Consider the following 23,415-nt stretch of genomic DNA (forward strand, 5'->3'; position numbering starts at 1 on the left):
CACGGCCGGTATGACAAATCCCCCAAGTGTGTCGGCCCGTCGCGTCGGGGTCACCCGGTTGGCGGGGTGGGGGAAGTGCGCGGGCCGGGCGAAAACCCCTCGGCGAAGAAGGGCATGGAGGACCAGGGCGGGATCCCCGCGTACCGCCTCACCGGGCACCTCGACCTCGATCAGATCGCCTCGGTCGATCCGCGCACGCACCGGTCGATGAAGGCGAAGGGAGTCACCGGCTTCGACTGCGACCAGTGGATCGACGCCCAGGGCCGCACGCTGCGCTTCGAGCAGCGGATGCAAGTGCACGGCATGCAGGGCGGGAACAAGGTCGCCTTCGGCGAGTTCGGCCCGGTCGAGACCTTCGACGCCCCCAGCGGGGGCTGACCGGGCCGCCGAGGTCGCCCGCACCGTCAGTCCGACAGCAGCCGGGCCTTGGCCGCCGTGAACTCCTCCGGGGTCAGCAGGCCCTCGCGGGCCAGGGCCGCCAGGCGCGTCAGCCGGTCCGTGAGGTCGCCTCCGGTCGCCTCCGGCCGGTCCGCCCTTCCGTCCGCCCGCCCGTCTGCCCTTCCGTCCGCGGGCTCCCGCGAGGCCGCGGAGGCCGCGCCGGTCCCGGGCTCACGCCCGGCCGCCCCGGACGAGGCGCCCGCCCCCGACGAGGCGCCCGCCCCGGACGAGGCGCCCGAGTCGGCCGCTCCGCCGTCGGCTTCGTGCCCGGAGCGGGCGGCCTGCTGCCGGCCCGCGTCCCAGACGTAGGCGCCGCGCGCCAGGATCCCGCGCAGCAGCGGGCGGCCCGAGGGGCGCTGGGAGGGGTTCACGACGGAGCCGATGGGGCGGATGAACATCAGGAGGCCTCCAGCCGCTCCACCGGGAGCCGGACCGCTCCCGCGATCCGGCCGCCCGCCGCGCGCACCGCGACGGCGGCGTCCTCGGCCCACACGTGCTCGACCACCAGGAGGAGCGCGCAGCTGCCGCGCTCCAGCAGCTCGGCCGATTCCCTGACGTCCTCCGGACCGATGAGCGGGGCCGCCTCCCGGTGGGCGAGCAGGCCCCGCAGTTCGACGAACTCGTCGAACTCCGCCGCCAGCACCTCTCCCGCCGCGGTCTTGGTGGCCACCAGCCCGTCGATCAGCCGCACGACCCCCGCCTTGCGCAACCCCATCACCGCCTCGACCGCCGCCACCCGCAGCTGTTCCTCGGGAAAGGCCAGGACGATGAACTCCGCTGGTCCCATGGGGGGAGGCTCCTGATCCGCTACTTCATTTCCGACCGGTTCTGACGACTCTTCGGCACACTATGACATAAGCGGACATACGGGCTGTCTCCTTGCTACGTTTCCCCGTATGACCGCTCTGACGGCGAAGGTGGCGGAGCCCGTTCCGCCCCCGCCACCCGATGCCCGCGCCCCCAAGCGCCGGGGAGTCGAGCTGTCGCTCCTCGCCGGCGCCGTCCTGATCGCCGTCCTCGGCCACCTCCACGTCGGTCTCACCACCACCGGCCACATCCCCCGCCCCGCCGCGCACTACGCCGCCGGCCTCGCCGGAGCCGCGCTCGCCGCGCACCTCGCCGTCCGGCTGTGCGCCCCGTACGCCGATCCGCTGCTGCTCCCGATCGCCGTCCTGCTCAACGGCCTGGGCCTCGTCCTCATCCAGCGCCTCGACGCCACCACGCCCGGCCATCTCACCGCCGGGGAGCAACTGCGCTGGTCGGCCCTCGGGGTGGCGCTCTTCGTCCTGGTCGTCGGGGTGCTGCGCGACCACCGGGTCCTGCAGAAGTACGCGTACCTCTCCGTGGCCACCGCGCTCGTGCTGATGCTGGTGCCGGTCTTCTTCCCGGCGGTCAACGGGGCGCACATCTGGATCAGGTTCGCCGGACTCTCCTTCCAGCCCGGGGAGTTCGCCAAGATCCTGCTCGCGGTGTTCTTCGCCGCCTACCTCGCCGCGAACCGCACCGCCCTCGCCCTCACCGGCCGCACCCTCTTCTGGAAGCTGAAGCTGCTCCCCGGCCGGGTCCTCGGCCCGATCCTGGCGATCTGGCTGCTCTCCGTCGGGGTGCTCGTCCTGGAGCGCGACCTCGGGACCTCGCTGCTCTTCTTCGGCCTCTTCGTCATCATGCTGTTCACCGCCACCGGCCGGATCGGCTGGATCGCGATCGGGCTGCTGCTCGCCGCCGTGGGCGCGTACGCGGTGGGGACGTTCGAACCGCACGTGAACAGCCGCGTGGACGACTGGCTGAATCCTTTCGCCTCCATCGAACGCGGCGAGGGCCCCGGCCAGCTGGCCCAGTCCCTCTTCGCCTTCGGGGCCGGCGGGCTCCTCGGCGCCGGCCTCGGCCACGGCCAGTCCTTCCTCATCGGCTTCGCCGCCAAGTCGGACTTCATCCTCGCCACGGCCGGAGAGGAGCTCGGCCTCGCCGGCCTCACCGCGATCCTGCTCCTCTACGGGCTCCTGGTCGCCCGCGGCTTCCGCGCCGGACTCGCGCTGCGCGACCCCTTCGGGCGGCTCCTCGCCACCGGGCTCGCCTCCATCGTCGCGCTCCAGGTGTTCGTCATCGCGGGCGGCGTCACCGGCCTGATCCCGCTCACCGGCATGGCCATGCCCTTCCTCGCGCAGGGCGGCTCCTCCGTGGTCACCAACTGGATCATCGTGGCGCTCCTGGTCCGGCTCAGCGACAGCGCCCGCCGGCCCAGACCGGCCGAGGAGGCCGCGGCGTGATCCGCTACATCCGCTGGTGCGCGTACTTCTGCGCCCTGCTGCTCGTCGCCCTGCTGGTCAACGTGGCCCGCGTGCAGGTCTGGGAGGCCGCCGGCTACGGCGCGAACCCGGCCAACAAGCGCCCCGCCATCGAGCGCTACGCCGAACCGCGCGGCGACATCACCGTCGACGGCCGCCCCGTCACCGGCTCCCGGGACAGCCGCCAACTGCTGCGCTACGAGCGCACGTACAAGAACGGCCCGCTCTACGCCCCCGTCACCGGCTTCGCCTCCCAGACGTACGGGACCAGCTTCCTGGAGCGCTCCGAGGACGCGGTCCTCGCCGGCACCGACCCCGCGCTGTCGGCCTTCCCGCTCTGGTACGAGCTCTCGCGCGGCCGCCCCGGCGGCGGCAACGCCGCCACCACCGTCCGGGCGGACATGCAGCTGGCCGCCTACACCGGGCTCGCGGGCAAGCGGGGCGCGGTCGCGGCCGTCGAACCCGCCACGGGCCGGATCCTCGCGCTGGTCAGCAGCCCCTCCTACGACCCGGCGGTGCTCTCCGGTACCGGGCCGAAGGTCAAGGGGGCCTGGGAGAAGCTCAACGCGGACCCCGCCCGGCCGATGCTCAACCGCGCGCTGCGCGAGACGTACCCGCCCGGCTCCACCTTCAAGATCGTGACGGCGGCGGCGGCGCTCGACGCGGGCGTGGTCACCGATGTGGACGCGCCGACCCGGACCCCGGACCCGTACCCGCTGCCGGGCACCAGCACCCTGCTCCCCAACGCGGGCACCGGCTGCGCCGACGCCTCGATGGCGGACGCGGTGCAGTGGTCCTGCAACACGGTGATGGCGAAGATCGGCGTACAGATCGGGCTGCGCGGGATGACGGACGCGGCGCGCCGGTTCGGGTTCAACGACGGGGGGCTGCGCGTGCCGGCCTGGGTGTCGCGGTCGAACTTCGACACCGACATGAGCCCGGACCAGCTCGCCCTGTCCTCGATCGGGCAGTTCAACACCACCGCCACGCCCCTGCAGATGGCGATGGTCGCGGCGGCCGTCGCCAACGGCGGCGAGCTCAAGGCCCCCTACCTGGTGGAACGCACGACGCAGGACGACGGCGACCCCGTCCGGCGCGGCGACCAGCGCAGCCTGGGCCGGGCCATGAGCCCGCAGACGGCGGCGCGGATGCAGGAGCTGATGGTGAAGGTGGTGGAGAACGGCACCGGCAGGAACGCGGCGATCCCGGGCGCCGTCGTCGGCGGCAAGACCGGCACCGCCCAGCACGGCGTCGGCAACGCGGGCACCCCGTACGCCTGGTTCATCTCCTGGGCCAAGCCGGAGGGCGGCCGGCCGCCGGCGGTCGCGGTGGCCGTGGTCGTCGAGGACGCGTCGGCCGTGCGCGGGGACATCAGCGGCAACGGCGCGGCCGCGCCGATCGCCCGCGCGGTGATGGAGGCGGGGCTGTCCGCCCCGTGAAACGGCCGGCGGGTCCCTCTTATACACATTTTGGGCCGTCAAGGCCAAGCTCATCGAGCAGCCCGACCTCACCGGCATCTACGACCTGACGCTCCTCAACAAGGTCCTCAAGGCCGCCGGCAAGCCCGAGGTCTCCGACGCCGACCTCGGCGCCAAGTAACTCCGGCACCTCCCCGTCCCGGATCCCCGGCCGCGCGGGGCCGGCACGACCCCGCCCCCGGCCCGCAGCATGCCTTCGAGCACGCTGCGGGCCGGGGGCGGCGGTGTGTGCGGTCCGGGTCCCGGTCAGGTCTCCGCGTCAGGTCCCGGTGAGGTGCTCGGGGCGGACCGGCGTCTTGTTGAGCTCCAGTCCGGTCGCGTTGCGGATCGCCGCGAGGACGGCCGGGGTGGACGAGAGGGTCGGCGCCTCACCGATGCCGCGCACACCGTAAGGCGCCTCCGGGTCGGCCAGTTCGAGGTAGTCGACCGGGATCGTCGGCGTGTCGAGGATCGTCGGGATCAGGTAGTCCGTGAAGGAGGGGTTGCGCACCTTCGCCGTCTTCGGATCGACGATGATCTCTTCCATCACCGCGACGCCCAGGCCCTGGGTGGTGCCGCCCTGGATCTGGCCCACGACGGAGAGCGGGTTGAGCGCCCTGCCGACGTCCTGGGCACAGGCCAGTTCGATGACCTTGACCAGGCCGAGCTCGGTGTCGACCTCGACCACCGCCCGGTGGGCGGCGAAGGAGTACTGGACGTGACCGCGGCCCTGACCCGTCCTCAGGTCGAAGGGCTCGGTGGGACGGTGACGCCACTCCGCCTCGATCTCGACGACCTCGTCTTCCAGGACGTCCACGAGGGCGGCGAGGACCTCGCCGTCCTCGGTCACGACCTCGCCACCCTCCAGCAGGAGTTCGGCGGCGGACCACCACGCCGGGTGCCGCGCACCGAACTTGCGGCGGCCGATGTCCAGGACCCTCGCGCGGACGATCTCGCAGGAGTTCTTGATGGATCCGCCGGTCATGTACGTCTGGCGGCCCGCCGACGTGGAACCGGCCGAGCCCACCTGCGTGTCGGCGGGGTGGATGGTGACCTGCTGGACGCCGAGCTCCGTACGGGCGATCTGCGCGTGGACGGTCACACCGCCCTGGCCGACCTCCGCCATGGCCGTGTGGACCATGGCGACGGCCTCGCCGTTGATGACCTCCATGCGCACCCTGGCCGTCGAGTAGTCGTCGAACCCCTCGGAGAAGCCGACGTTCTTGATGCCGACCGCGTAGCCGACGCCGCGCACGACGCCCTCGCCGTGCGTGGTGTTGGACAGTCCGCCCGGCAGCGCGCGCACGTCGGCCGCGCCGTCGGCGACCTCCCACTGGCGCTCCGGCGGCAGCGGGCGGGACTTGACCAGGCGCAGCAGCTCGGCGACCGGGGCGGGCGATTCGACCGGCTGGCCGGTGGGCATGATCGTGCCCTGCTCCATGGCGTTGAGCTGGCGGAACTCGACCGGGTCCATGCCCAGCCGCGCCGCGAGCTTGTCCATCTGGGCCTCGTAGGCGAAGCAGGCCTGGACGGCGCCGAAGCCGCGCATCGCCCCGCAGGGCGGGTTGTTCGTGTAGAGGCCGATCGCCTCGATGTCCACGTCGTCGATGACGTACGGGCCGACCGAGAGCGACGCGGCGTTGCCGACGACCGAGGCCGTCGACGAGGCGTAGGCGCCCCCGTCGAGCACGATCTTGCACTTCATGTGCGTGAGCTTGCCGTCCTTGGTGGCGCCGTGCTCGTAGTGGAGCTTCGCCGGGTGGCGGTGCACGTGGCCGAAGAAGGACTCGAACCGGTTGTAGACCATCTTGACCGGCTTGTCCGTGCGCAGGGCGAGCACGGAGGCGAGGATCTGCATCGAGATGTCCTCGCGACCGCCGAAGGCGCCGCCGACGCCGGCCATGGTCATCCGCACCTTCTCCTCGGGCAGGCCGAGGACCGGGGCGATCTGCTTGAGGTCCGAGTGCAGCCACTGCGTGGCCACGTACAGGTCGATGCCGCCGTCCTCGGACGGAACCGCGAGCCCGGACTCCGGGCCGAGGAAGGCCTGGTCCTGCATGCCGAAGGTGTACTCGCCCGTCACGATGACGTCGGCGCGCTCGCGGGCCTCTTCCACGTTGCCGCGGATGATCGGCTGGCGGTGCACGATGTTGGGGTGCGGGACGTGGGAGGCGTGGTGATCGTCGCGGTTCTCGTGCACGAGCACCGCGTCGGGAGCGGTCGCCGAGGCCTCGTCGGTGACGAGGGGCAGTTCCCGGTACTCGATCCGGATCTTCGCGGCGGCGCGGCGCGCGGTCTCCGGATGGTCGGCGGCCACGAGGGCGACCGGCTCACCGTGGTGGCGGACCTTGACGTGGGCCAGGACCGGGGTGTCCTGGAACTCCATGCCGTAGTTCTTCATCTCGGCGGGCAGGTCGTCGTACGTCATGACCGCGTGGACTCCGGGCACGGTCAGGGCCTCGGAGGTGTCGATGGACACGATCTCGGCGTGCGCGAGCGTGGACCGCAGGATCTGGCCCCACAGCATGTCCTCGTGCCACATGTCCGAGGAGTAGGCGAATTCGCCGGTGACCTTCAGGGTGCCGTCCGGGCGCAGGGTCGACTCTCCGATGCCGCCCTTGGTCCGGGAGCCCTGGGTGACGTTGGTGGGGATGCCCGTGGTGGTGCCAGCCATGATCAACCGCGCCTTCCTAAGCCTTCGTGTCGGGCCTTCGTATTGGGCCTTCGCGTTGCCCAGAAGTAGACAGCCGATCACGGGGTCGAGGCAGTCACCGATCGCTCAATTCCGGCCCCTCCGCCGCCTGTGGACGACCGTGGCTTCCCCCTGCCCCACGTCGCTGAACTGCGGATACGCAGGTGCCGGAAGCAGCGGGCATGAGAGGGTGACGATCATGCGGCTGCGTGAGCTTTTGGACAGTGAGGAGCTGGGGCTGCGCCTGCTCGTGGGCCGCGAGGCCGGCGACGGGGCGCTCGACCGCGCCATACGCGCCGTCCCGACCGTCGACCTGGCCGATCCGGGCCGCTTCCTCACCGGCGGGGAACTCGTCCTCAGCGAACTCGCGTGGTGGCGGGAGGACGGGGACGCCGAAGTCTTCGTACGGGCCCTCGACCGGGCGGGTGTCACCGCGCTCGCCGCGGGCGAGGCCGCGCACGGATTCGTCCCGCAGGACCTCGTGCGCGCTTGCCGGCGCCGGGGTCTCCCCCTCGTCGCCGTGAGGCCGGAGACCTCGTTCACCGCGGTCACCGAGCACGTCCTGCGCCGTCTGGACCGCCGGCACGTCGGTGACCTCGCCGCCGTGGTCGAACGCCACCGGCAGCTCCTCGCCGACCGCGGCGCCCCGGACTCCGTGCTGGAGCTGCTGCGGCACAGCATGGGCCTCGAAGTGCGCGTCCTGTCCGTGACGGGGCGCCAGATCGCCGGGGCCGGCGCTCCCCTGCACGCCAAGACGGCGGCGGCACTGGCCGGGAGGTACCTCGCCGCGCGCGGCTCGTGCGAAGCGCCTGCGCACCGGGTCAGGATCGGGGACCGGCTCCACTCGCTCGTACCGGTGCCGGCCCCGCTGCCGGAGGCGGAGGCGGAGGCGGAGGCGGTGCCGAAGGCGGAGCACGCCGCCGAGTTGGGTGACTGGCTGCTCGTCGTGGAGGCCGACACCTCTGCCTGGCCCGCGCCGGACGTGGAACTCCTCGACCGGATCGTCGAACTGGTCGGCGACGCGCGAGCCGCGCACGACGGGGCGAAGGTGGCGCTGAACGACTTGGCGCGCCGGCTCCTCGACCTGCTGTACAGCCGCGTCCCGCCGGAGGAGATCCCCGTCCGGCTGAGCAGCACCGCGCAGGCCGTGGTCAGTCAGAAGGACACCTGGCAGCGCTGCCAGTTCGTGGTCGCCCGCGGAGAGCGGGACGGAGGCCGCCCCATCCCCGGCCCGGCCCTGCGGGCGCTCCTGGAGGAGGCCCTGGTCCAAGCGGACGGTCCGGTGCCGGTGTCGCCGCAGGACATCGCCGCCACCGTCGACGACGAGCAGGCCGTGCTCTTCGTTCTGGTGCCCGAGCCCACGGACACGCTCCCCGAGCCGGCCCTCGACGGCGCCGCCCTCCAGCGGAGGCTCTCTGCGGTGCTCACGCGCTGGCTCGGTCCGACGGGCAGGGTCTCCATCGGCGTCAGCACCCCGGTGGCGGCACCCGGTAACGCGCGGCGGGCTCTCGGCGAGGCCCGCACCGCGCTGCGGGTCGCCGATGCCGGCCCGGAGCGAGTGACCGTGCGGGGCCCCGAGGACCTCACCTCGCGCATCCTGTCGCTGCTGCTCCTCGTCCCGGCCGAGAACCGGCAGGCCTTCGCCTCCCGCCTCCTCGGCCCCCTGCGCGATCACGACAGCCGCCACCGGACCGATCTGGTGACCACGCTGGAGGCGTTCCTCGACTGCGACGGGTCGTGGACCAGGTGCGCCGACCGGCTCCACCTGCACGTGAACTCGTTGCGCCAGCGCGTCGCCCGCATCGAGCACCTCACGGGCCGGGACCTGTCCCGGCTCGAGACCAGGCTGGACTTCCTCGCGGCCTTGAAGGCCTGCTGACCCACACCCGCCTAGGCCGTCTCCTTCGGATCTTGTCGGGCCCGCGACGCGCGTGATCACGGATCCCCCTATGCTCCCGGGATGATCAAGCCGATTGAACTCGTGATATTCGACTGCGACGGGGTCCTGGTCGACAGCGAACGGATCGCCGCCCGCGTCCAGGTCGCCCTGGGTGCGGAGCTCGGCTGGCCGCTGACCGAGGACGAGGTCGTCGACCGGTTCATCGGGCGCTCCAGTGCCTCCATCCGCGAACAGATCTCCGCACGGCTCGGCCCGCAGACGGCCGCCCTCTGGTCGGAGCGGTTCGAAGAGCTCCACCGGGAGGCGGTGGACACCGGGCTGTCCCCCGTCGACGGGCTTCCCGAGGCGCTCGACGCGATCGGCCTGCCCACCTGTGTCGCCTCCAGCGGCTCGCACGAGAAGATGCGCCACACCCTCGGCCGCACCGGACTCTACGAACGCTTCGCGGGCCGCATCCACAGCGCCACCGAGGTCTCCCGCGGAAAGCCGGCCCCGGACCTGTTCCTGCACGCCGCCCGGCGGATGGGCGTCGACCCGGCCGCCTGTGTGGTCGTCGAGGACAGCAGGCCCGGCGTCCAGGCGGCCCGCGCCGCCGGGATGAGGGCCTTCGGCTACGCCGGCGGGCTGACCCGGGCCGAGCAGCTCGAAGGTCCGGGCACCGTCGTCTTCCACGACATGCGCGCACTCCCCGCCCTCATCGCCGAGGGGTGACCGCCGCCGACCTGCGCGGCGTCAGGCGTCCCGGCGCCGGACCGCCAGCCAGCCGCCGGCCACCGCGACCAGCGCCCACAGGGCCAGGACCCCGAGGCCGGTCCACGGGCCGAGGCCGCCCTGCGACTCCATCCGCATCACCATCTGGCCCGCACGGTCCGGCAGGAACCGGGCGACGCCCTCGGAAGCCGCACCGAGCACGAAGGACACGATCAGCACGAAAGGTATGAGCAGGCTCAGGACGGCCGTCGCGCTGCGCAGCACCGCCGTCAGTCCGGCGGCCAGCAAGGTCATCAGCGTGAGGTACAGGCCACAGCCGAAGATCGCACGGTAGGTCCCCGAGCCGCCCAGATCCAGCGCGTAGGGCCCCATGAACGCCTGCCCGCCCACGAAGGTGGCCAGCCCGGCCAACTGGCCGGCCACGAGCGCGAGTCCGCCGACCACGGTCATCTTCGACAGGTAGAACCGCGCGCGGTTCGGCACCGCGGTCAACGATGTGCGGAGGGCCCCGTTGTGGAATTCGCCGGACAGGGCCGTCGCGCCGAAGGCGAAGGCGGCGATCTGGCCGAAGTTGACTCCGTAGAAGGCCGCGAGGAGCTGATCGTCCCCCAGGCTGCCGGCCTCCGTGTCGCCGATCAGCACGGCCGTCAGGGTCTGGATCCCCGCGGTGGCGAGAAATACGGCCATCAGCGCCCCGAAGGTGCCGCGCAGGGACCGTATCTTGATCCATTCCGAGTGCATGACGGGGACGGTGGGCAGAGCGGTGCTCATGGGGAAGCCTCCTTGGAGGGGTTCGTGTCAGTGGGTGGCGGCGAACTGGGCGTGTTCGGCGGTCAGATCGAGATAGGCCTGCTCCAGCGAAGCCCGCTCATCGACCAGTTCGAGCATCGGTATGCCTTCACGGGCGGCCATCGCACCGAGGTCCTCGGCCTGTATGCCCTCCACGGTCCACCGCCCGCCGTCGGCGGTGACCAGCTCGAATCCGTCCCGGGCGAGGGCCGACCGCAGCCTGATCGGATCGGCGGTGCGCAGGCGTACCCGAGGCGTGCTGCGGGCGTCGATGAAGTCCTCCATCGAGGTGTCGGCCAGCAGCCTGCCCTGCCCGAGGACGATCAAGTGGTCGGCGAGGGCGGCGGTCTCGGTCATCAGGTGGCTGGAGACGAGGACCGTGCGCCCTTCGGCGGCCAGGTCGCGCATGAGCTCGCGGATCCAGATGATGCCTTCGGGATCGAGCCCGTTGGTCGGCTCGTCCAGCAGCAGCACACCGGGGTCGCCGAGCAGCGCGGCCGCCATGCCGAGGCGCTGACGCATGCCCAGTGAGAAGGTCTTGATCCGCCGCTTGGCCGCCGAGGCCATCCCCGACTGCTCCAGGACCGCCTCCACCCGGCTCATGGGGATGCTGTTGGCCGCCGCGAGGAAGCGGAGGTGGTCCCTGGCCGTACGGCCGCCGTGCGCCGACTGCGCGTCGAGCAGGGCGCCCACCCGGTGGAGGGGGTCGGCGAGTTCGGTGAACCGGCGGCCCCCGATGGTGGCCGTCCCCGAGGTGATCCGGTCCAGCCCCAGCAGCAGTCGCATCGTGGTGGACTTCCCGGCGCCGTTGGGCCCCAGGAACCCGGTGACCCGGCCGGGCATGACATCGAAGGTGAGGTGGTCCACCGCCCGGGTGCGGCCGAACTCCTTGGTCAGTTCTCGGATCTCGATGCTGTTCATGCCTCAAGGTTCGCCGCCGGCCCCACCCCTCTTCCTCCCCCAAGCGAGGGTTCTCTCTCCCCCACGTGGGGGAGCCGCCGCACAACCGTGGACTGCCACGATGAGGGGATGCACCGACTGTTCCGCGCCGCTCTCCGCCCCGTGACCTACTCCCGCTGGGTGCACCTGTGTGTGCCCGTGCTCATGCTGGCCGTGTGGATGTTCATAGGGCCCGAGGCTCCGTGGATGCCGCTGGTCTTCGTCATACCGCTCGGGCTGCTGCCCTGGATGCGGCTGGCCGAGGGGCTCCAGGCCCAGTTCCTGCTGGCGCCGCAGGACAAGGACGGGGACAAGGACAGGGGCGAGGACGCCGAAGTCGGCAGCTTCAGCACCGTGGCGTCCCAGAGGTGGAGCGATCGCTGGCGGACGCTGGTGTGGCTGGAGATACGGCTCGTCCTCTCGGGGGTCACCCTCCTCGCCAGCGTCTGGCTGCCCGTCATCACGGTCGATCTGATCCGTGTCGCGGTCGGCGGCTCGCTCACCGAGGACAGCGTGCTGCCCTTCACCCCGCCGCCCTGGGCGGCGTGGCCGCTGGCTCCCGTGCCCCTCGTGCTGCTGATCGTCATCGTGATCCTGCTGGGTGACCTGGTCACCTCCATCGCCCGTCGGCTGCTGGGCCCTTCGTCCGCGGAGCGGCTCACCGCGCTGGAGGCCCGTACCGAGCAGCTGCTGGAGCGCACCCGCATCGCACGGGAGCTGCACGATTCGATCGGTCACGCGCTGACCGTGGCGGTGGTCCAGGCCGGGGCCGCACGGGCCGCCGGCGACCCGGAGTTCACCGACCGCGCGCTGAGCGCGATCGAGGAGACCGGGCGGGCGGCGCTGGAGGACCTGGAGCGGGTGCTGCTCGTCCTGCGGGAGTCCGGCCGGCGGCCTTCCCAGCGGCCGACGCTGGCGGAGGCCGACCGGCTGCTCGAATCCGCGCGGGCCTCCGGCGCCACCGTCGACGCGGAACTGATCGGCCCGCTCGAGCAGTTGCCGGATCCCGTCACCCAGGAGGGGTACCGGATCCTCCAGGAGGCGCTCACCAATGTGCTGCGGCACTGCGGCCCCGTGCCGGTACGCGTCCGGATCGGTGTGGTCGCCGACCGGCTGGACCTGGAGGTGACGAATCCGCTGCCCGACCGGCCCACCGTGACGGCCGGCGGCGGAAACGGGCTGCGCGGCATGCGGGAACGGGCCGCACTGCTCGGCGGGAAGGTCGAGACCGGTCTGCACAAGGGGGGTTGGAGGGTGTGCGCACGGCTCCCGCTGGAGCGAATACGCTGACCGGATGCCGGTTACCGTACTGCTCGTCGACGACGAACCCCTGGTGCGTGCGGGTCTGCGCGCCGTCCTGGACGCCCAGCCCGACATCGAGGTCGTCGGCGAGGCCGCCGACGGGGCTTCGGTGGTCCCGCTCGTGCGGCAACTGCGCCCGGATGTCGTGGCGATGGACGTCCGGATGCCGCTGCTCGACGGGATCGAGGCGACGAAGGCGGTCCTGCGGACCGTGGACTCGCCGCCGAAGATCCTCGTGGTCACCACCTTCGAGAACGACGAGTACGTCTACCAGGCGCTGCGGGCCGGCGCGGACGGGTTCCTGCTGAAGCGGGCCCGCCCGTCCGAGATCGTGCACGCGGTCCGGCTCGTGGCGGAGGGTGAGACGCTGCTGTTCCCCGCGGCGGTGCGGGCGCTGGCGGCCGAGTACGGGAACCGGCAGGCCCGCAAGGTGGTGGAGCGGGCCGCCCTGACCGAGCGCGAGGAGGCCGTCCTGCGACTGATGGCGAAGGGCCTGACCAACATCGAGATCGCCCGCGAGCTGATCGTCGGGACGGAGACGGTGAAGTCCCACGTGAGCGCGATCCTGGCGAAGCTCGGCGCGCGGGACCGGACCCAGGCCGTGATCACCGCCTACGAATCGGGATTCGTCGCTCCTGCCTGACCGCTGCCGGCACATCCGAGAGGAAGAGCGGATTCCGGCCGATGGGGGGCTGCTTCTCGCCGTCGGACCGGGTCCGCAGTACGATCCGGCTGACAAGCTCGCTAGCTGGGAGGAAACACGTTGGGTCAGCTGACCGGCGGGGACCCCTCTCTGCTCCGGCGGATCAACTCCGCCGTCGTGCTGCGGGCACTGCGCGCGGCCGAATCTCCGACCCTCACCGACCTCACTCGGGTGACCGGGCTCTCCCGGCCGACCGTCGAGGGCGTCGTCGAAGGGCTCATCGCCACCGGGCTCGTCGTCGAGGCCGGTGCGGAGGAAGGCGCTCGGCGCCAGGGGCGGCCCGCGAGACGGTTCCGCTTCCGCACGGAAGCCGGGCACTTGCTCGGCGTGGAGATCGGCTCGCACCGCATCGCGGTGCTGCTCTCCGGGCTGGACGGGCGGGTCATCGGCGCCGGCACCAAGGAGGTCGCCGAGACGGCGTCCGCCGACGAACGGCTGGACCGGGTCCGCAGCGCGGTCGCCGACCTGCTGCGCAAGGCCGGAGTCCCCAGGGACTCCCTCCGCGCGGTCGGCGTGGGCAGCCCCGGCATCGTCGAGGCGGACGGCACCGTGCGCCTCGGTACGGCCCTGCCCGGCTGGACCGGGCTGCCGCTCGGCGAGCGGCTGCGGCGCTCCTTCCGGTGCCCGGTCCAGGTGGAGAACGACGCCAACGCCGCGGCGGTCGCCGAGCACTGGAAGGGTGCCGCGACGGACACCGACGACATGGTCTTCGTGATGGCCGGACTCAGCCCGGGCGCGGGCTCCCTGATCGGCGGCCGCCTGCACCGCGGCTTCGGCGGGGCGGCCGGTGAGATCGGCGCGCTGCACCTGCTGGGCCGCGAGGTCACGCCCGAGCGGCTGCTGTCGACGACCGGCGAACCGCTGCACCCCCTGGACGAGCGGCAGGTCGCGGAGGTCTTCGCGATGGCCAAGCGCGGGGACGAGCGGGCGGTGGCCGCGGTCGAGCGGTTCATCCAGCGGCTGGTCCACGACGTGGCGGCGCTGGTCCTCGCGATGGACCCGGAGCTGGTCGTGGTGGGCGGCTGGGCAGCGGGGATGGACGGGGTACTGGACCCCCTGCGGCGGGAACTGGAGCGGTACTGCCTGCGCCCGCCGCGCGTGGCGCTGTCCCTGCTGGGCGAGGCGGCGGTGGCCACGGGAGCGCTGCGACTGGCGCTGGACCACGTGGAGGAAGAGCTGTTCGCCGTGGAGAAGACCGTCACGACGCGCCGCCGCTGACCCCCTCCGGGACGGTCCGGGACCTCGCTGGTTCGGACCCCGCCGGTGGGACCCCGCCGGTCCGGGACCGCGCGGGGCGTTGCCCCCGGCTCCCGAGAACGTACGAACGGGCCGCCGGACGCCGCCGGGTGGCGGCGTCCGGCGGCCCGCCGTCAGCGGGTCAGGACGCGACGCGCGCGTCGTGCGTGATCTGGACGTCGCCCGAGTCGCCGAAGGTGAGGCGGCAGGTGTCCGCGCGGTAGGTGGCCACCGAGACGGCCGCCGTGCCCTCCACCGTGAAGTAGCGGGTGGTGACCAGGAGGACCGGGGCGCCGGGCAGGCGGTCCAGCTCCTTCGCGTCGTCGGCGCGGGCGGAGCCGAGCTCCACGGAGCGGTCCTGCCCGTCGAGCGGGAGCCGCTGCAGCTCGCGCATGACGGCCCGGGCGCGCGCCGGACCGGCCGGGGCGTCGATCGCGGACAGTCCGGGCACCGAGGCGGCCGGCACGTACAGCATCTCGGCCGCGACGACCTGGCCCTGCTCGACGCGGGTCCGGCGCACCGCGAGGACCATCTCCCCGGCGGCGGTGCCCAGCAGCTTCAGGACGGCGGCCGCCGGTGCGGCCTCCACCGCGTCCACGGGCTCCCAGCCGTCGGTGCTCTCGCCGGGCCAGCTGTGCTGCGCGCCGCCGACGTCCACGCCCACGCGCGGCGGGGCGACGGTGGTGCCGACTCCGCGGCGCCGCTGCAGGCGGCCTTCGAGCTCCAGCTGCTCCAGGGCCTGGCGCAGGGTCGCGCGGGCCACGCCGAAGCGGGCGGCGAGCTCACGCTCGTTCGGCAGGACCTCGCCCACGGCGAAATCCTGGTCGAGCGCCTCGCTGAGGACGGTCTTGAGGTGCCAGTACTTCGGCTCCGGCACCGATTCGAGCTGTGTGGTCCCCACCCTGACTCCTCCTGCAATCGCCGCAATCGCCGTGTTCCAGCGGCAGTTCCGCGCCTTTGTTTATTAAAGGTTCCTGCACTATCCCTGCGACGATAGGACGGCGCACCCCCTTGGTCAAGACCAATGCTCGCCTCTTTGTCGGGCAGATCGGGCATATGTAGCAACCCGTTCACGGGATGTTCGCGGGCCACGGCGAAGACGAAGTCTTATGGCCAGGGGCTACCGGGCGGTAATGGTGGCGGGAGACACTACTGACAACCCGTCTCACACGCGCCGCCCGACCCCGACGAGGAGCAGCATGACCGCCACGGTCTCCTTCACGATCGATTCGCCGCTGGGCCCCCGGACCACCACCGCCGCCTACGAACGCAAGGGCGCGGGCGAACCGCTCCTGCTGCTCCACGGCATCGGTCACCACCTCCAGGCCTGGCACCCGGTGACCGACGTCCTGGCCGCCGAGTACGACGTGATCGCCGTCGACCTGCCCGGCTTCGGGGCCTCGGAGCCCCTGCCGCACGGGGTTCCGTACGACCTCGGCACCGTCGCCCCGGCGCTCGGCGCCCTCTGTGCCGCGCTCGGCGTCCAGCGCCCGCACGTCGCCGGCAACTCCCTCGGCGGGCTGCTCGCGCTCGAGATGGGCCGCGCCGGGCTGGCCCGCTCGGTCACCGCGCTCTCCCCGGCCGGGTTCTGGACGGAGGGCGAGCGCCGCTACGCCTTCGCCGCGCTCCGCGCCATGCGCGCCGGGGCCACCGCGCTGCCCCGCCCCGCCGTGGAGCGCCTCTCCCGCAGCGCGGCCGGCCGGGCCGCGCTCACCAGCACCATCTACGCGCGCCCCGGCCGCCGCGCCCCCGACGCCGTGGTCGCCGAGACGCTGGCCCTGCGCGACGCCACCGGTTTCGAGGAGACCCTGGCCGCGGGCGGTTCCGTACGGTTCGACCACGATCTGCCCGGCCTGCCCGTCACCATCGCCTGGGGCAGCCGCGACCGGCTGCTCCTGCGCCGCCAGGGCATACGCGCCAAGCACACCATCCCCGGTGCACGCCTGGTGCGACTCCCCGGCTGCGGGCACGTCCCGATGCACGACGACCCGGCACTCGTCGCCCGCGTCATCCTGGACACGGTCCGCCGCCCGGGGTGACCGGCTGACGGACGGCCAGCGCCCGCGCGCCAGTGTTCACGCACGGTTCGCGTGCGCGACGCGGACGGTCCGGTGTGCCGCCGGTGTACGGCGACACACTGGTCCGGCCCGTCCCCGCCGGCCTCTGGAGACGCACCGATGGCACCCCTGCCGTACACCCGACGCTCCCTGCTCGGCGGATCCCTCGCCGTTCCCGTGGGCCTCGCCCTGTCCAGCGCCCTGTCCGGCGCCCTCACCGCCCCGGCCCACGCGGCGACCGCCCCCGCCTTCGTCCGCTCGGGGCGCCCGAACGCCCTCTGGGGCGTGCAGTCCGGCGAGATCACCGCCCACTCGGCCACCGTCTGGACGCGCTCCGACCGGCCCGCGCGGATGTACGTCGAGACCTCCCCGAGCGAGTCGTTCCGCTACGCCGTGCGCCGCCACCGCGGCCCGCTGCTCGGCCCCGGCACCGACTTCACCGGAACCGCCGCCCTGCGCGAGCTCCCGCCGGGCCAGCAGGTCCACTACCGCGTCGTCCTCGCCGACCCCGACGACCCGCGCCGCACCGGTGACCCCGTGCGCGGCACCTTCCGCACCACCCCCGTCTCCCGCCGCCGCGACGTGCGCTTCCTGTGGTCCGGGGACCTCGCGGGCCAGGGATGGGGGATCAACCCGGACCTCGGCGGCTACCGCGTCTTCGACGAAATGCGGCTGCGCGACCCCGACTTCTTCCTCTTCAGCGGGGACACCATCTACGCCGACGGGCCCCTCCAGGCCTCCGTCCCGCTGCGCGACGGCACCCTCTGGACCAACGTGACCACCGAGGAGAAGGCGAAGGTCGCCGAGACCCTCGCCGAGTACCGGGGCAACTTCCGCTACAACCTCCTCGACCGCAACCTGCGCGATTTCAACGCCCAGGTCCCGGTCCTCGCCCAGTGGGACGACCACGAGGTCCGCAACAACTGGTACCCGGGGCAGATCCTCGACGACCCCCGCTACACCGTGAAGGACGTCGACACCCTCGCGGGCCGGGCCCGCCGGGCCTTCGGCGAGTACTTCCCCGTCACCGACCTGCGCGGCGGCCGCGAGGAGGGCCGGATGTACCGGGTGATGCGCTACGGCCCGCTGCTCGACGTGTTCGTCCTCGACATGCGCACCCACCGCAACGCCAACTCCCCCGGCCGCCAGACGGACGACCCCGTCGGCATCCTCGGCACCGAGCAGCTGGCCTGGCTCAAGCGGGAGCTGTCGCGCTCCCGCGCCACGTGGAAGGTCATCGCCGCCGACATGCCGCTGGGCATCGTGGTGGCGGACGGGGCGGCGAACTTCGAGGCCGTCGCCCAGGGCGACCCCGGCGCCCCGCTCGGCCGCGAGCTGCAGATCGCCGAACTGCTGCGCCACATCAAGCACCAGCGCATCACCGGCACCCTCTGGCTCACCGCGGACGTCCACTACACGGCCGCGAACCACTACGCGCCCGAGCGGGCCGCCTTCACCGATTTCGCGCCCTTCTGGGAGTTCGTATCCGGCCCCATCGGCGCGGGCGGCTTCCCCGCGGGCCGGCTCGACGCCACTTTCGGCCCGGAGACGGCGTACGTCCAGTCCGCGCCCTTCGCCAACATGTCGCCGTCCGAGAACCCGCCGTACTACGGCGAGGTGGAGATCGACGGGGACGGCGGCGAGCTCACCGTGCGGCTGCGGCGCCAGGGCGGCGGTGTGCTGTTCACACGGACGCTCCGGCCCGGACGGGTGGGGCAGTAGCGGACGATCCGGCAGCGGGCCCGGTCCTCGCCGGGCCCGCGACGGGCCCGGCGGCGGCCCCGGCGACGGCCTCCAACCGCCCCTGACCCCGTCCTTCGCCCTTACATCTGAAATGAGCCGGAAAACAGGGCGAAATCGGCCAGATGGATCCTTAACCAGTCGGTCACAGATCGTTCGTGATCACGCAACACCCCTGCGTCACAGTGGTCTGCATGACTGAGCCCCTCACTGCCCCCGCCCAGCGTTCCCACCGCCACCACTGGCGCCGGGACCTCGTCGAGCTCGCCGCCCTCTTCTGCGCCGTCGCGGTGGCCGACGCCATCGCCAATCTCGTCGTGCACGGTCCGCGCGGCCCTGTCCTGCTCGTCGCCTCGGCGGTCGCGCTCCTGGTCACGGCGGCCTTCCACACCTGGTGGGCACGGCGCCACAGCCATGCGCCCCCGCCCACGGACTCCGCACCCGCCGGTCCGGACGAGGCGGGGACCGGCCCGACGGGCGTCGCCCGGCCCTCCGGCGCCGCGCCCACGGACGCCGCGCCCACCACCTCCCTGTGGCGGATGCGGACCACCGTGCAGGACCAGCCCGGCAGCCTCGCCGCCCTCTGCACGGCCCTCGCCCGCAGCGGCGTCGACATCCTGACCCTCCAGACGCACCCGCTCCCCGAGGGCGGCACCGTCGACGAGTTCCTGCTGCGCGCACCGCAGCAGCTGCCCTCCGCCGACCTCACCCGGGCCATCGCCGGGGCCGGCGGCCACAGCACCTGGATCGAGCGGGCCGACGCCCACGACCTCGTCGACACCCCGACCCGGGTCCTGGGCCTGGCCACGCGCACCGCGCTGGACGCCGCCGAACTGCCGCTCGCCCTGCGCCAGCTGCTCGGCCGCTGCACCATCCACTCGATCCCGGCGACCACCCTCTCCGGCCGGCCCAACGCGGGCGCCGACGCGCCCGTCGAGGGGGTCCTGGAGACCACGGTCATGCGGCTGCGCGACCCCTCCGGCGGTGCGATCACCATCGAACGGCCCTACCTCCCCTTCACCCCGACCGAGTTCGCCCGCGCCCGCGCGCTCGTCGAGCTCGACGCCCGGCTCGGCCCGCGCGTCCCGCGCAGCCAGGACGTGCTGACCCTGCCCGAGGGCAACGAGATCACCGTCCGCCGCGCCGACGGCTCCGACCAGGCCGCCGCCCGCGCGATGCACGACCGCTGCTCCGAGCGCACCCTGTCCCTGCGCTACCACGGCCCCGTCGCCGACGCCGACCGCTACCTCGGCCACCTGCTGAGCCCCCGCTTCGGCCGCACCCTCGCCGCGACCACCGCGTCCGGCAAGCTCGTCGCCCTGGGCCACCTGCTCTGGGACGGCGACGAGACCGAGGTGGCCCTGCTCATCGAGGACGACTGGCAGCGCCGCGGCATCGGCACCGAGCTGCTCGGCCGGCTGATCGGGATGGCCGTCGAGGCCGGGTGCGACAGCGTGTACGCCGTCACCCAGGCCTCGAACACCGGCATGGTCGCCGCCATGCGCGGCCTCGGCCTCCCCCTCGACTACCAGATCGAGGAGGGCACCCTGGTGATCACGGCCCGGCTGGACGCGACCCCGGTCAGCTCCCGGCTGCCGTACGAGCTTCCGCGCGCGCAGCCCCGTACCCAGCACTGACGGCACCGACAGCGCCGACAGCGCTCACACCAGTGAGCTCCGCCGCCGGGGCCGTCGCCCGGTCCAGCGCCTGGTCCAGATCGGCCCACAGGTCGTCCACGTCCTCCAGCCCGACCGACATGCGCAGCAGCCGGTCGCTCACGCCCGAGGCGTGGCGGTCCCCCTCGGCCACGATGCGGTGGCTGATGGAGGCCGGGTGCTGGATGAGGGTGTCGACGCTGCCCAGGCTGACCGCCGGGGTGACCAGCCGGACCGAGGCGATCACCTCGTGCGGGTCGCCGGCCGTCTCGAAGGCGACCATGGCGCCGCCGATCCGCGGGTAGTGCACCCGCAGGACGCGCGGATCGGCCTCGAGCCGCCGGGCGAGCTCGGCGGCGCTCGCGGAGGCCGCCCGCACCCGTACGGGAAGGGTCGAGAGCCCGCGCAGCAGCAGGTACGCGGCCAGCGGGTGCAGGACCCCGCCGGTCGCGAACCGCACCTGGCGCAGCTGCCGCGCGAACTCCTCGTCGCAGGCGACGACCCCGCCGAGGACGTCCCCGTGGCCGCCGAGGTACTTGGTGGCGCTGTGCAGGACCAGCCGGGCGCCGCTCTCGGCCGGCCGCTGCAGGACGGGCGTCGCGAAGGTGTTGTCGACGAGCAGCGGCACCTCCCCGCAGGAGTGCGCGGCGGCGCGCAGGTCGATCTCCGCGAGGGTCGGGTTGGCGGGCGACTCGATCATGACCAGACCGGTGTCCGGGCGGATGGCGTCCGCTATGCCCGCGGGGTCCACCCAGGTCACCTCGGTGCCCAGCAGCCCGCTGGTCAGCAGGTGGTCGCTGCACCCGTAGAGGGGCCGTACGGCGACCACGTGACGCAGGCCCTGCATCCCGCGCACCAGCAGGCAGGCGGACAGGGCGGCCATCCCGCTCGCGAAGGCGACGGCGCTCTCCGTGCCTTCGAGCCGGGCGAGGGCCGTCTCGAACCGGGCGGTGGTCGGGTTGTCCAGCCGGGCGTACACCGGCGGGCCCTCGGGCCGGGCTCCGGTGGTGGCGAATTCGTCGATGCGGGCGGCCTCCGCCCGACTGTCGTACGACGGGTACGTCGTCGACAGATCGAGCGGAGGCGCGTGCAGTCCGAGCCCGGCGAGGTCCTCGCGTCCGGCATGAACCGCTTCGGTGGCCAGTGACCGTCGTACGGTCGGGGCGTTCGTCTCCATGGGCCGTACTGTGCTCAGCTGATCGGCCTTGGCGGGAAAACCCCGTGCTACGTTCGGCCAATGTCCGAATCTGTCGCACTGGACCCGGTCGATCTGCAGATTCTGCGGCTTCTGCAGAACGACGCCCGGACCACGTACCGCGATCTCGCCGCCGAGATCGGCATCGCCGCGTCGACCTGTCTGGACCGGGTCGCCCGGATGCGCCGCTCCGGCATCATCCTCGGCAACCGGCTCAGCCTGGATCCGGCCAAGCTCGGGCGCGGCCTGGAGGCACTGCTCCTCGTCCAGGTGCGCCCGCACCGCCGCGAGCTGATCGGCCCCTTCGTCGAGCGCGTGCGCTCGCTCCCGGCCTCGCGGGCCGTCTTCCACCTGACCGGGCCCGACGACTACCTCGTACACGTGGCCGTTTCCGATCCCGGCGAGCTCCAGCGGCTGGTCCTCGACGAATTCACCTCGCGCCGGGAAGTCGCCCGCGTGGAAACCAGGTTGATCTTCCAGGAGTGGGACTGCGGACCCCTGCTCCCCCCTACGTCAGCAGGCTGAGGCCGGTTGGTGATGACGCGGACCCTTCCCGCATACGAAGATGTCCACATGTCAGACATCCTCACCGGCAACGGTTCCGCACGGCTGCCCCGCCAGGTCGCCGACGCTTACGTCGACGAGCTCATCGCCATCGACCCGATCACGGGCACCTACCTCGGTGTCGCCGAAAGCTCCGGCAAGCTCCCGGACCTCTCCCCCGCGGGCCGCGCCGCGGCCGCCGGGCTCTCCCGCGCCACGCTCGCCCTCCTGGACGCCGCCGAGCGGCAGCCGGGCGCCGACAGCGATGTCGAACGCCGCTGCGCCCGCCTGCTGCGCGAGCGGCTGACCGCCGAACTCGCGGTCCACGAAGCCGACGAGGACCTGCGCGCGGTCAGCAACATCCACTCCCCCGCGCACGCGGTCCGCGAGGTCTTCACCCTGACCCCGGCCGACACGGACGAGGACTGGGCCGCCATCGCCGAGCGGCTGCGCGCCGTGCCGGCCGCCTACGCGGGCTACCGCGAGTGCCTCGCGCTCGGCCTGGACCGCGGGCTGTTCGGCAGCCCGCGCCCCACCGCCACCTTCATCGAGCAGCTCACCGGCTGGGCCGGCGAGGACGGCGCCGACCGCGCCGACCGCGCCGACGGCGAGCCGGCCGGCGGCTTCTTCGCCGGCTTCGCCGCGGGCGGCCCCCAGGCCCTGCGCGCCGAGCTCGACGAAGCCGCGGCCGCCGCGACCGCCGCCGTCGTGGAACTGCGCGACTGGATGCGCGACGTGTACGCCCCCGCCGTCCAGGGGCAGCCCGACCCCGTGGGCCGCGAGCGCTACGCCCGCTGGTCGCGCTACTTCAACGGCACCGACCTGGACCTCGACGAGGCGTACGCCTACGGCTGGTCGGAGTACCACCGGCTGCTCGCCGAGATGAAGCAGGAGGCGGCCAAGATCCTGCCGGGCGCCGGCCCCTGGGAGGCGCTGCGCCACCTGGACGAGCACGGCACCCACATCGAGGGCGTGGACGAGGTCCAGGCCTGGCTGCAGGGCCTCATGGACGAGGCCATCGAGAACCTCGACGGCACCCACTTCGAGCTCGCCGAGCGGGTCAAGCGCGTGGAGTCGCGGATCGCCCCTCCGGGCGGCGCGGCGGCCCCGTACTACACGAACCCGTCGGAGGACTTCTCCCGTCCGGGGCGCACCTGGCTGCCGACGATGGGCCAGACCCGCTTCCCCGTCTACGACCTGGTCTCCACCTGGTACCACGAGGGCGTTCCGGGCCACCACCTCCAGCTGGCGCAGTGGACGCACGTCGCGGACCAGCTCTCCCGCTACCAGGCCAGCGTCGGCCTGGTCAGCGCCAACGCCGAGGGCTGGGCGCTGTACGCGGAGCGGCTGATGGACGAGCTGGGCTACCTCAAGGACGCCGAACAGCGCCTGGGCTACCTGGACTGCCAGATGATGCGCGCCGCGCGGGTCATCGTGGACATCGGCATGCACCTGGGCCTGGAGATCCCGGCGGACTCCCCGTTCCACCCGGGCGAGCGCTGGACGGTGGACCTGGCGCAGGAGTTCTTCGGCCTGCACAGCGGCCGGCCGGCGGACTTCGTCGAGAGCGAGCTGACCCGCTACCTCTCCATGCCGGGCCAGGCCATCGGCTACAAGCTGGGCGAGCGCGCCTGGCTGCTGGGCCGCGACAACGCCCGTGCCGCGCACGGCGACTCCTTCGACCTGAAGGCGTGGCACATGGCGGCGCTGTCCCAGGGTTCGCTGGGCCTCGACGACCTGGTGGACGAGCTGTCCAAGCTCTGAGCCCCCGGT

The 23,415-nt window shown here is 72.9% G+C and carries 20 protein-coding genes and 1 pseudogene; 14 read left to right on the plus strand and 7 right to left on the minus strand.

Annotated elements, in window-relative coordinates:
- The first annotated feature begins 66 nt into the window (after window positions 1–66).
- On the plus strand, window positions 67–378 hold the full coding sequence (locus DRB96_RS23640) for a hypothetical protein (protein WP_162689086.1): 312 nt from the start codon (window positions 67–69) through the stop codon (window positions 376–378).
- A gap of 26 nt (window positions 379–404) precedes the next feature.
- Here the strand turns inward: DRB96_RS23640 and DRB96_RS43160 are convergent, their stop codons facing one another.
- Both DRB96_RS43160 and DRB96_RS23650 read right to left on the minus strand, forming a co-directional pair.
- Window positions 405–836 carry an SHOCT domain-containing protein gene (locus DRB96_RS43160; RefSeq protein ID WP_162688874.1) on the minus strand — a complete coding sequence of 144 codons (432 nt, stop codon included), beginning with the start codon at window positions 834–836 and terminating at the stop codon, window positions 405–407.
- A complete protein-coding gene (locus DRB96_RS23650) occupies window positions 836–1,225 on the minus strand; it encodes a DUF6325 family protein (RefSeq protein ID WP_112450267.1) in 390 nt (129 codons plus the stop codon). The genes DRB96_RS43160 and DRB96_RS23650 overlap by 1 nt, the downstream gene beginning before the upstream one ends.
- 109 nt (window positions 1,226–1,334) lie before the next feature.
- Between DRB96_RS23650 and DRB96_RS23655 the strand changes: the two genes are divergently transcribed.
- The 3 genes and pseudogenes from DRB96_RS23655 to DRB96_RS44880 all read left to right on the plus strand — a co-directional run.
- Window positions 1,335–2,705 (plus strand): FtsW/RodA/SpoVE family cell cycle protein, encoded by a 1,371-nt coding sequence (locus tag DRB96_RS23655; RefSeq protein WP_112450268.1) that lies wholly within the window; start codon window positions 1,335–1,337, stop codon window positions 2,703–2,705.
- Window positions 2,702–4,162 carry a penicillin-binding transpeptidase domain-containing protein gene (locus DRB96_RS23660; protein WP_112450269.1) on the plus strand — a complete coding sequence of 487 codons (1,461 nt, stop codon included), beginning with the start codon at window positions 2,702–2,704 and terminating at the stop codon, window positions 4,160–4,162. The genes DRB96_RS23655 and DRB96_RS23660 overlap by 4 nt, the downstream gene beginning before the upstream one ends.
- A gap of 34 nt (window positions 4,163–4,196) precedes the next feature.
- Window positions 4,197–4,322: pseudogene (locus DRB96_RS44880) on the plus strand (sulfate ABC transporter substrate-binding protein); the annotation flags it as partial.
- Window positions 4,323–4,460: 138 nt separating this feature from the next.
- On the opposite strand, the gene DRB96_RS23670 reads toward DRB96_RS44880, so the two are convergent.
- Entirely contained in the window at window positions 4,461–6,854 is a 2,394-nt protein-coding gene (locus tag DRB96_RS23670; protein ID WP_112453662.1) for a molybdopterin cofactor-binding domain-containing protein, read from the minus strand.
- 217 nt (window positions 6,855–7,071) lie between these two features.
- On the opposite strand from DRB96_RS23670, the gene DRB96_RS23675 reads away from it, so the two are divergent.
- Together DRB96_RS23675 and DRB96_RS23680 are read left to right on the plus strand one after the other, a co-directional pair.
- Window positions 7,072–8,751 carry a PucR family transcriptional regulator gene (locus tag DRB96_RS23675; protein ID WP_112453663.1) on the plus strand — a complete coding sequence of 560 codons (1,680 nt, stop codon included), beginning with the start codon at window positions 7,072–7,074 and terminating at the stop codon, window positions 8,749–8,751.
- 81 nt (window positions 8,752–8,832) lie between these two features.
- Window positions 8,833–9,483 carry an HAD family hydrolase gene (locus tag DRB96_RS23680; RefSeq protein ID WP_112450270.1) on the plus strand — a complete coding sequence of 217 codons (651 nt, stop codon included), beginning with the start codon at window positions 8,833–8,835 and terminating at the stop codon, window positions 9,481–9,483.
- A 21-nt stretch (window positions 9,484–9,504) separates the two neighbouring features.
- Here the strand turns inward: DRB96_RS23680 and DRB96_RS23685 are convergent, their stop codons facing one another.
- Both DRB96_RS23685 and DRB96_RS23690 read right to left on the minus strand, forming a co-directional pair.
- Entirely contained in the window at window positions 9,505–10,254 is a 750-nt protein-coding gene (locus tag DRB96_RS23685; RefSeq protein ID WP_112450271.1) for an ABC transporter permease subunit, read from the minus strand.
- Window positions 10,255–10,281: 27 nt separating this feature from the next.
- Complete coding sequence (locus tag DRB96_RS23690) at window positions 10,282–11,193, minus strand: ATP-binding cassette domain-containing protein (protein WP_112450272.1); 912 nt, start codon at window positions 11,191–11,193, stop codon at window positions 10,282–10,284.
- Between the two features lie 108 nt (window positions 11,194–11,301).
- Between DRB96_RS23690 and DRB96_RS23695 the strand changes: the two genes are divergently transcribed.
- The 3 genes from DRB96_RS23695 (at window position 11,302) to DRB96_RS23705 (ending at window position 14,434) form a co-directional block, all read left to right on the plus strand.
- Window positions 11,302–12,501 (plus strand): histidine kinase, encoded by a 1,200-nt coding sequence (locus tag DRB96_RS23695; RefSeq protein WP_112450273.1) that lies wholly within the window; start codon window positions 11,302–11,304, stop codon window positions 12,499–12,501.
- Window positions 12,502–12,505: 4 nt separating this feature from the next.
- Complete coding sequence (locus DRB96_RS23700) at window positions 12,506–13,156, plus strand: response regulator transcription factor (RefSeq protein ID WP_112450274.1); 651 nt, start codon at window positions 12,506–12,508, stop codon at window positions 13,154–13,156.
- Window positions 13,157–13,276: 120 nt separating this feature from the next.
- On the plus strand, window positions 13,277–14,434 hold the full coding sequence (locus DRB96_RS23705; protein ID WP_112450275.1) for an ROK family transcriptional regulator: 1,158 nt from the start codon (window positions 13,277–13,279) through the stop codon (window positions 14,432–14,434).
- Window positions 14,435–14,594: 160 nt separating this feature from the next.
- Here the strand turns inward: DRB96_RS23705 and DRB96_RS23710 are convergent, their stop codons facing one another.
- Entirely contained in the window at window positions 14,595–15,353 is a 759-nt protein-coding gene (locus DRB96_RS23710) for a GntR family transcriptional regulator (protein ID WP_112450276.1), read from the minus strand.
- A gap of 298 nt (window positions 15,354–15,651) precedes the next feature.
- Here DRB96_RS23710 and DRB96_RS23715 point away from each other — a divergent pair, with 298 nt between their 5' ends.
- The 3 genes from DRB96_RS23715 to DRB96_RS23725 all read left to right on the plus strand — a co-directional run bounded on the left by DRB96_RS23715 (window position 15,652) and on the right by DRB96_RS23725 (window position 19,886).
- Window positions 15,652–16,491 carry an alpha/beta fold hydrolase gene (locus DRB96_RS23715; RefSeq protein ID WP_112450277.1) on the plus strand — a complete coding sequence of 280 codons (840 nt, stop codon included), beginning with the start codon at window positions 15,652–15,654 and terminating at the stop codon, window positions 16,489–16,491.
- Window positions 16,492–16,629: 138 nt separating this feature from the next.
- Window positions 16,630–18,231: an alkaline phosphatase D family protein gene (locus tag DRB96_RS23720; RefSeq protein ID WP_204357802.1), complete on the plus strand. Its 1,602-nt coding sequence runs from the start codon at window positions 16,630–16,632 to the stop codon at window positions 18,229–18,231.
- 212 nt (window positions 18,232–18,443) lie between these two features.
- Window positions 18,444–19,886 carry a GNAT family N-acetyltransferase gene (locus DRB96_RS23725; protein WP_112450278.1) on the plus strand — a complete coding sequence of 481 codons (1,443 nt, stop codon included), beginning with the start codon at window positions 18,444–18,446 and terminating at the stop codon, window positions 19,884–19,886.
- On the opposite strand, the gene DRB96_RS23730 is transcribed toward DRB96_RS23725, so the two are convergent.
- Window positions 19,831–21,081, minus strand: a complete 1,251-nt coding sequence (locus tag DRB96_RS23730; RefSeq protein ID WP_112450279.1) for a PLP-dependent transferase — start codon at window positions 21,079–21,081, stop codon at window positions 19,831–19,833. The two genes, DRB96_RS23725 and DRB96_RS23730, sit on opposite strands and share 56 nt — an antisense overlap.
- Before the next feature lie 60 nt (window positions 21,082–21,141).
- Here DRB96_RS23730 and DRB96_RS23735 point away from each other — a divergent pair, with 60 nt between their 5' ends.
- Window positions 21,142–21,624, plus strand: a complete 483-nt coding sequence (locus tag DRB96_RS23735; RefSeq protein WP_112450280.1) for an Lrp/AsnC family transcriptional regulator — start codon at window positions 21,142–21,144, stop codon at window positions 21,622–21,624.
- Window positions 21,625–21,672: 48 nt separating this feature from the next.
- On the plus strand, window positions 21,673–23,406 hold the full coding sequence (locus DRB96_RS23740; RefSeq protein WP_112450281.1) for a DUF885 domain-containing protein: 1,734 nt from the start codon (window positions 21,673–21,675) through the stop codon (window positions 23,404–23,406).
- Window positions 23,407–23,415 lie beyond the last annotated feature (9 nt).

Source organism: Streptomyces sp. ICC1 (genome assembly GCF_003287935.1).
Lineage (GTDB): Bacteria > Actinomycetota > Actinomycetes > Streptomycetales > Streptomycetaceae > Streptomyces > Streptomyces tritrimontium.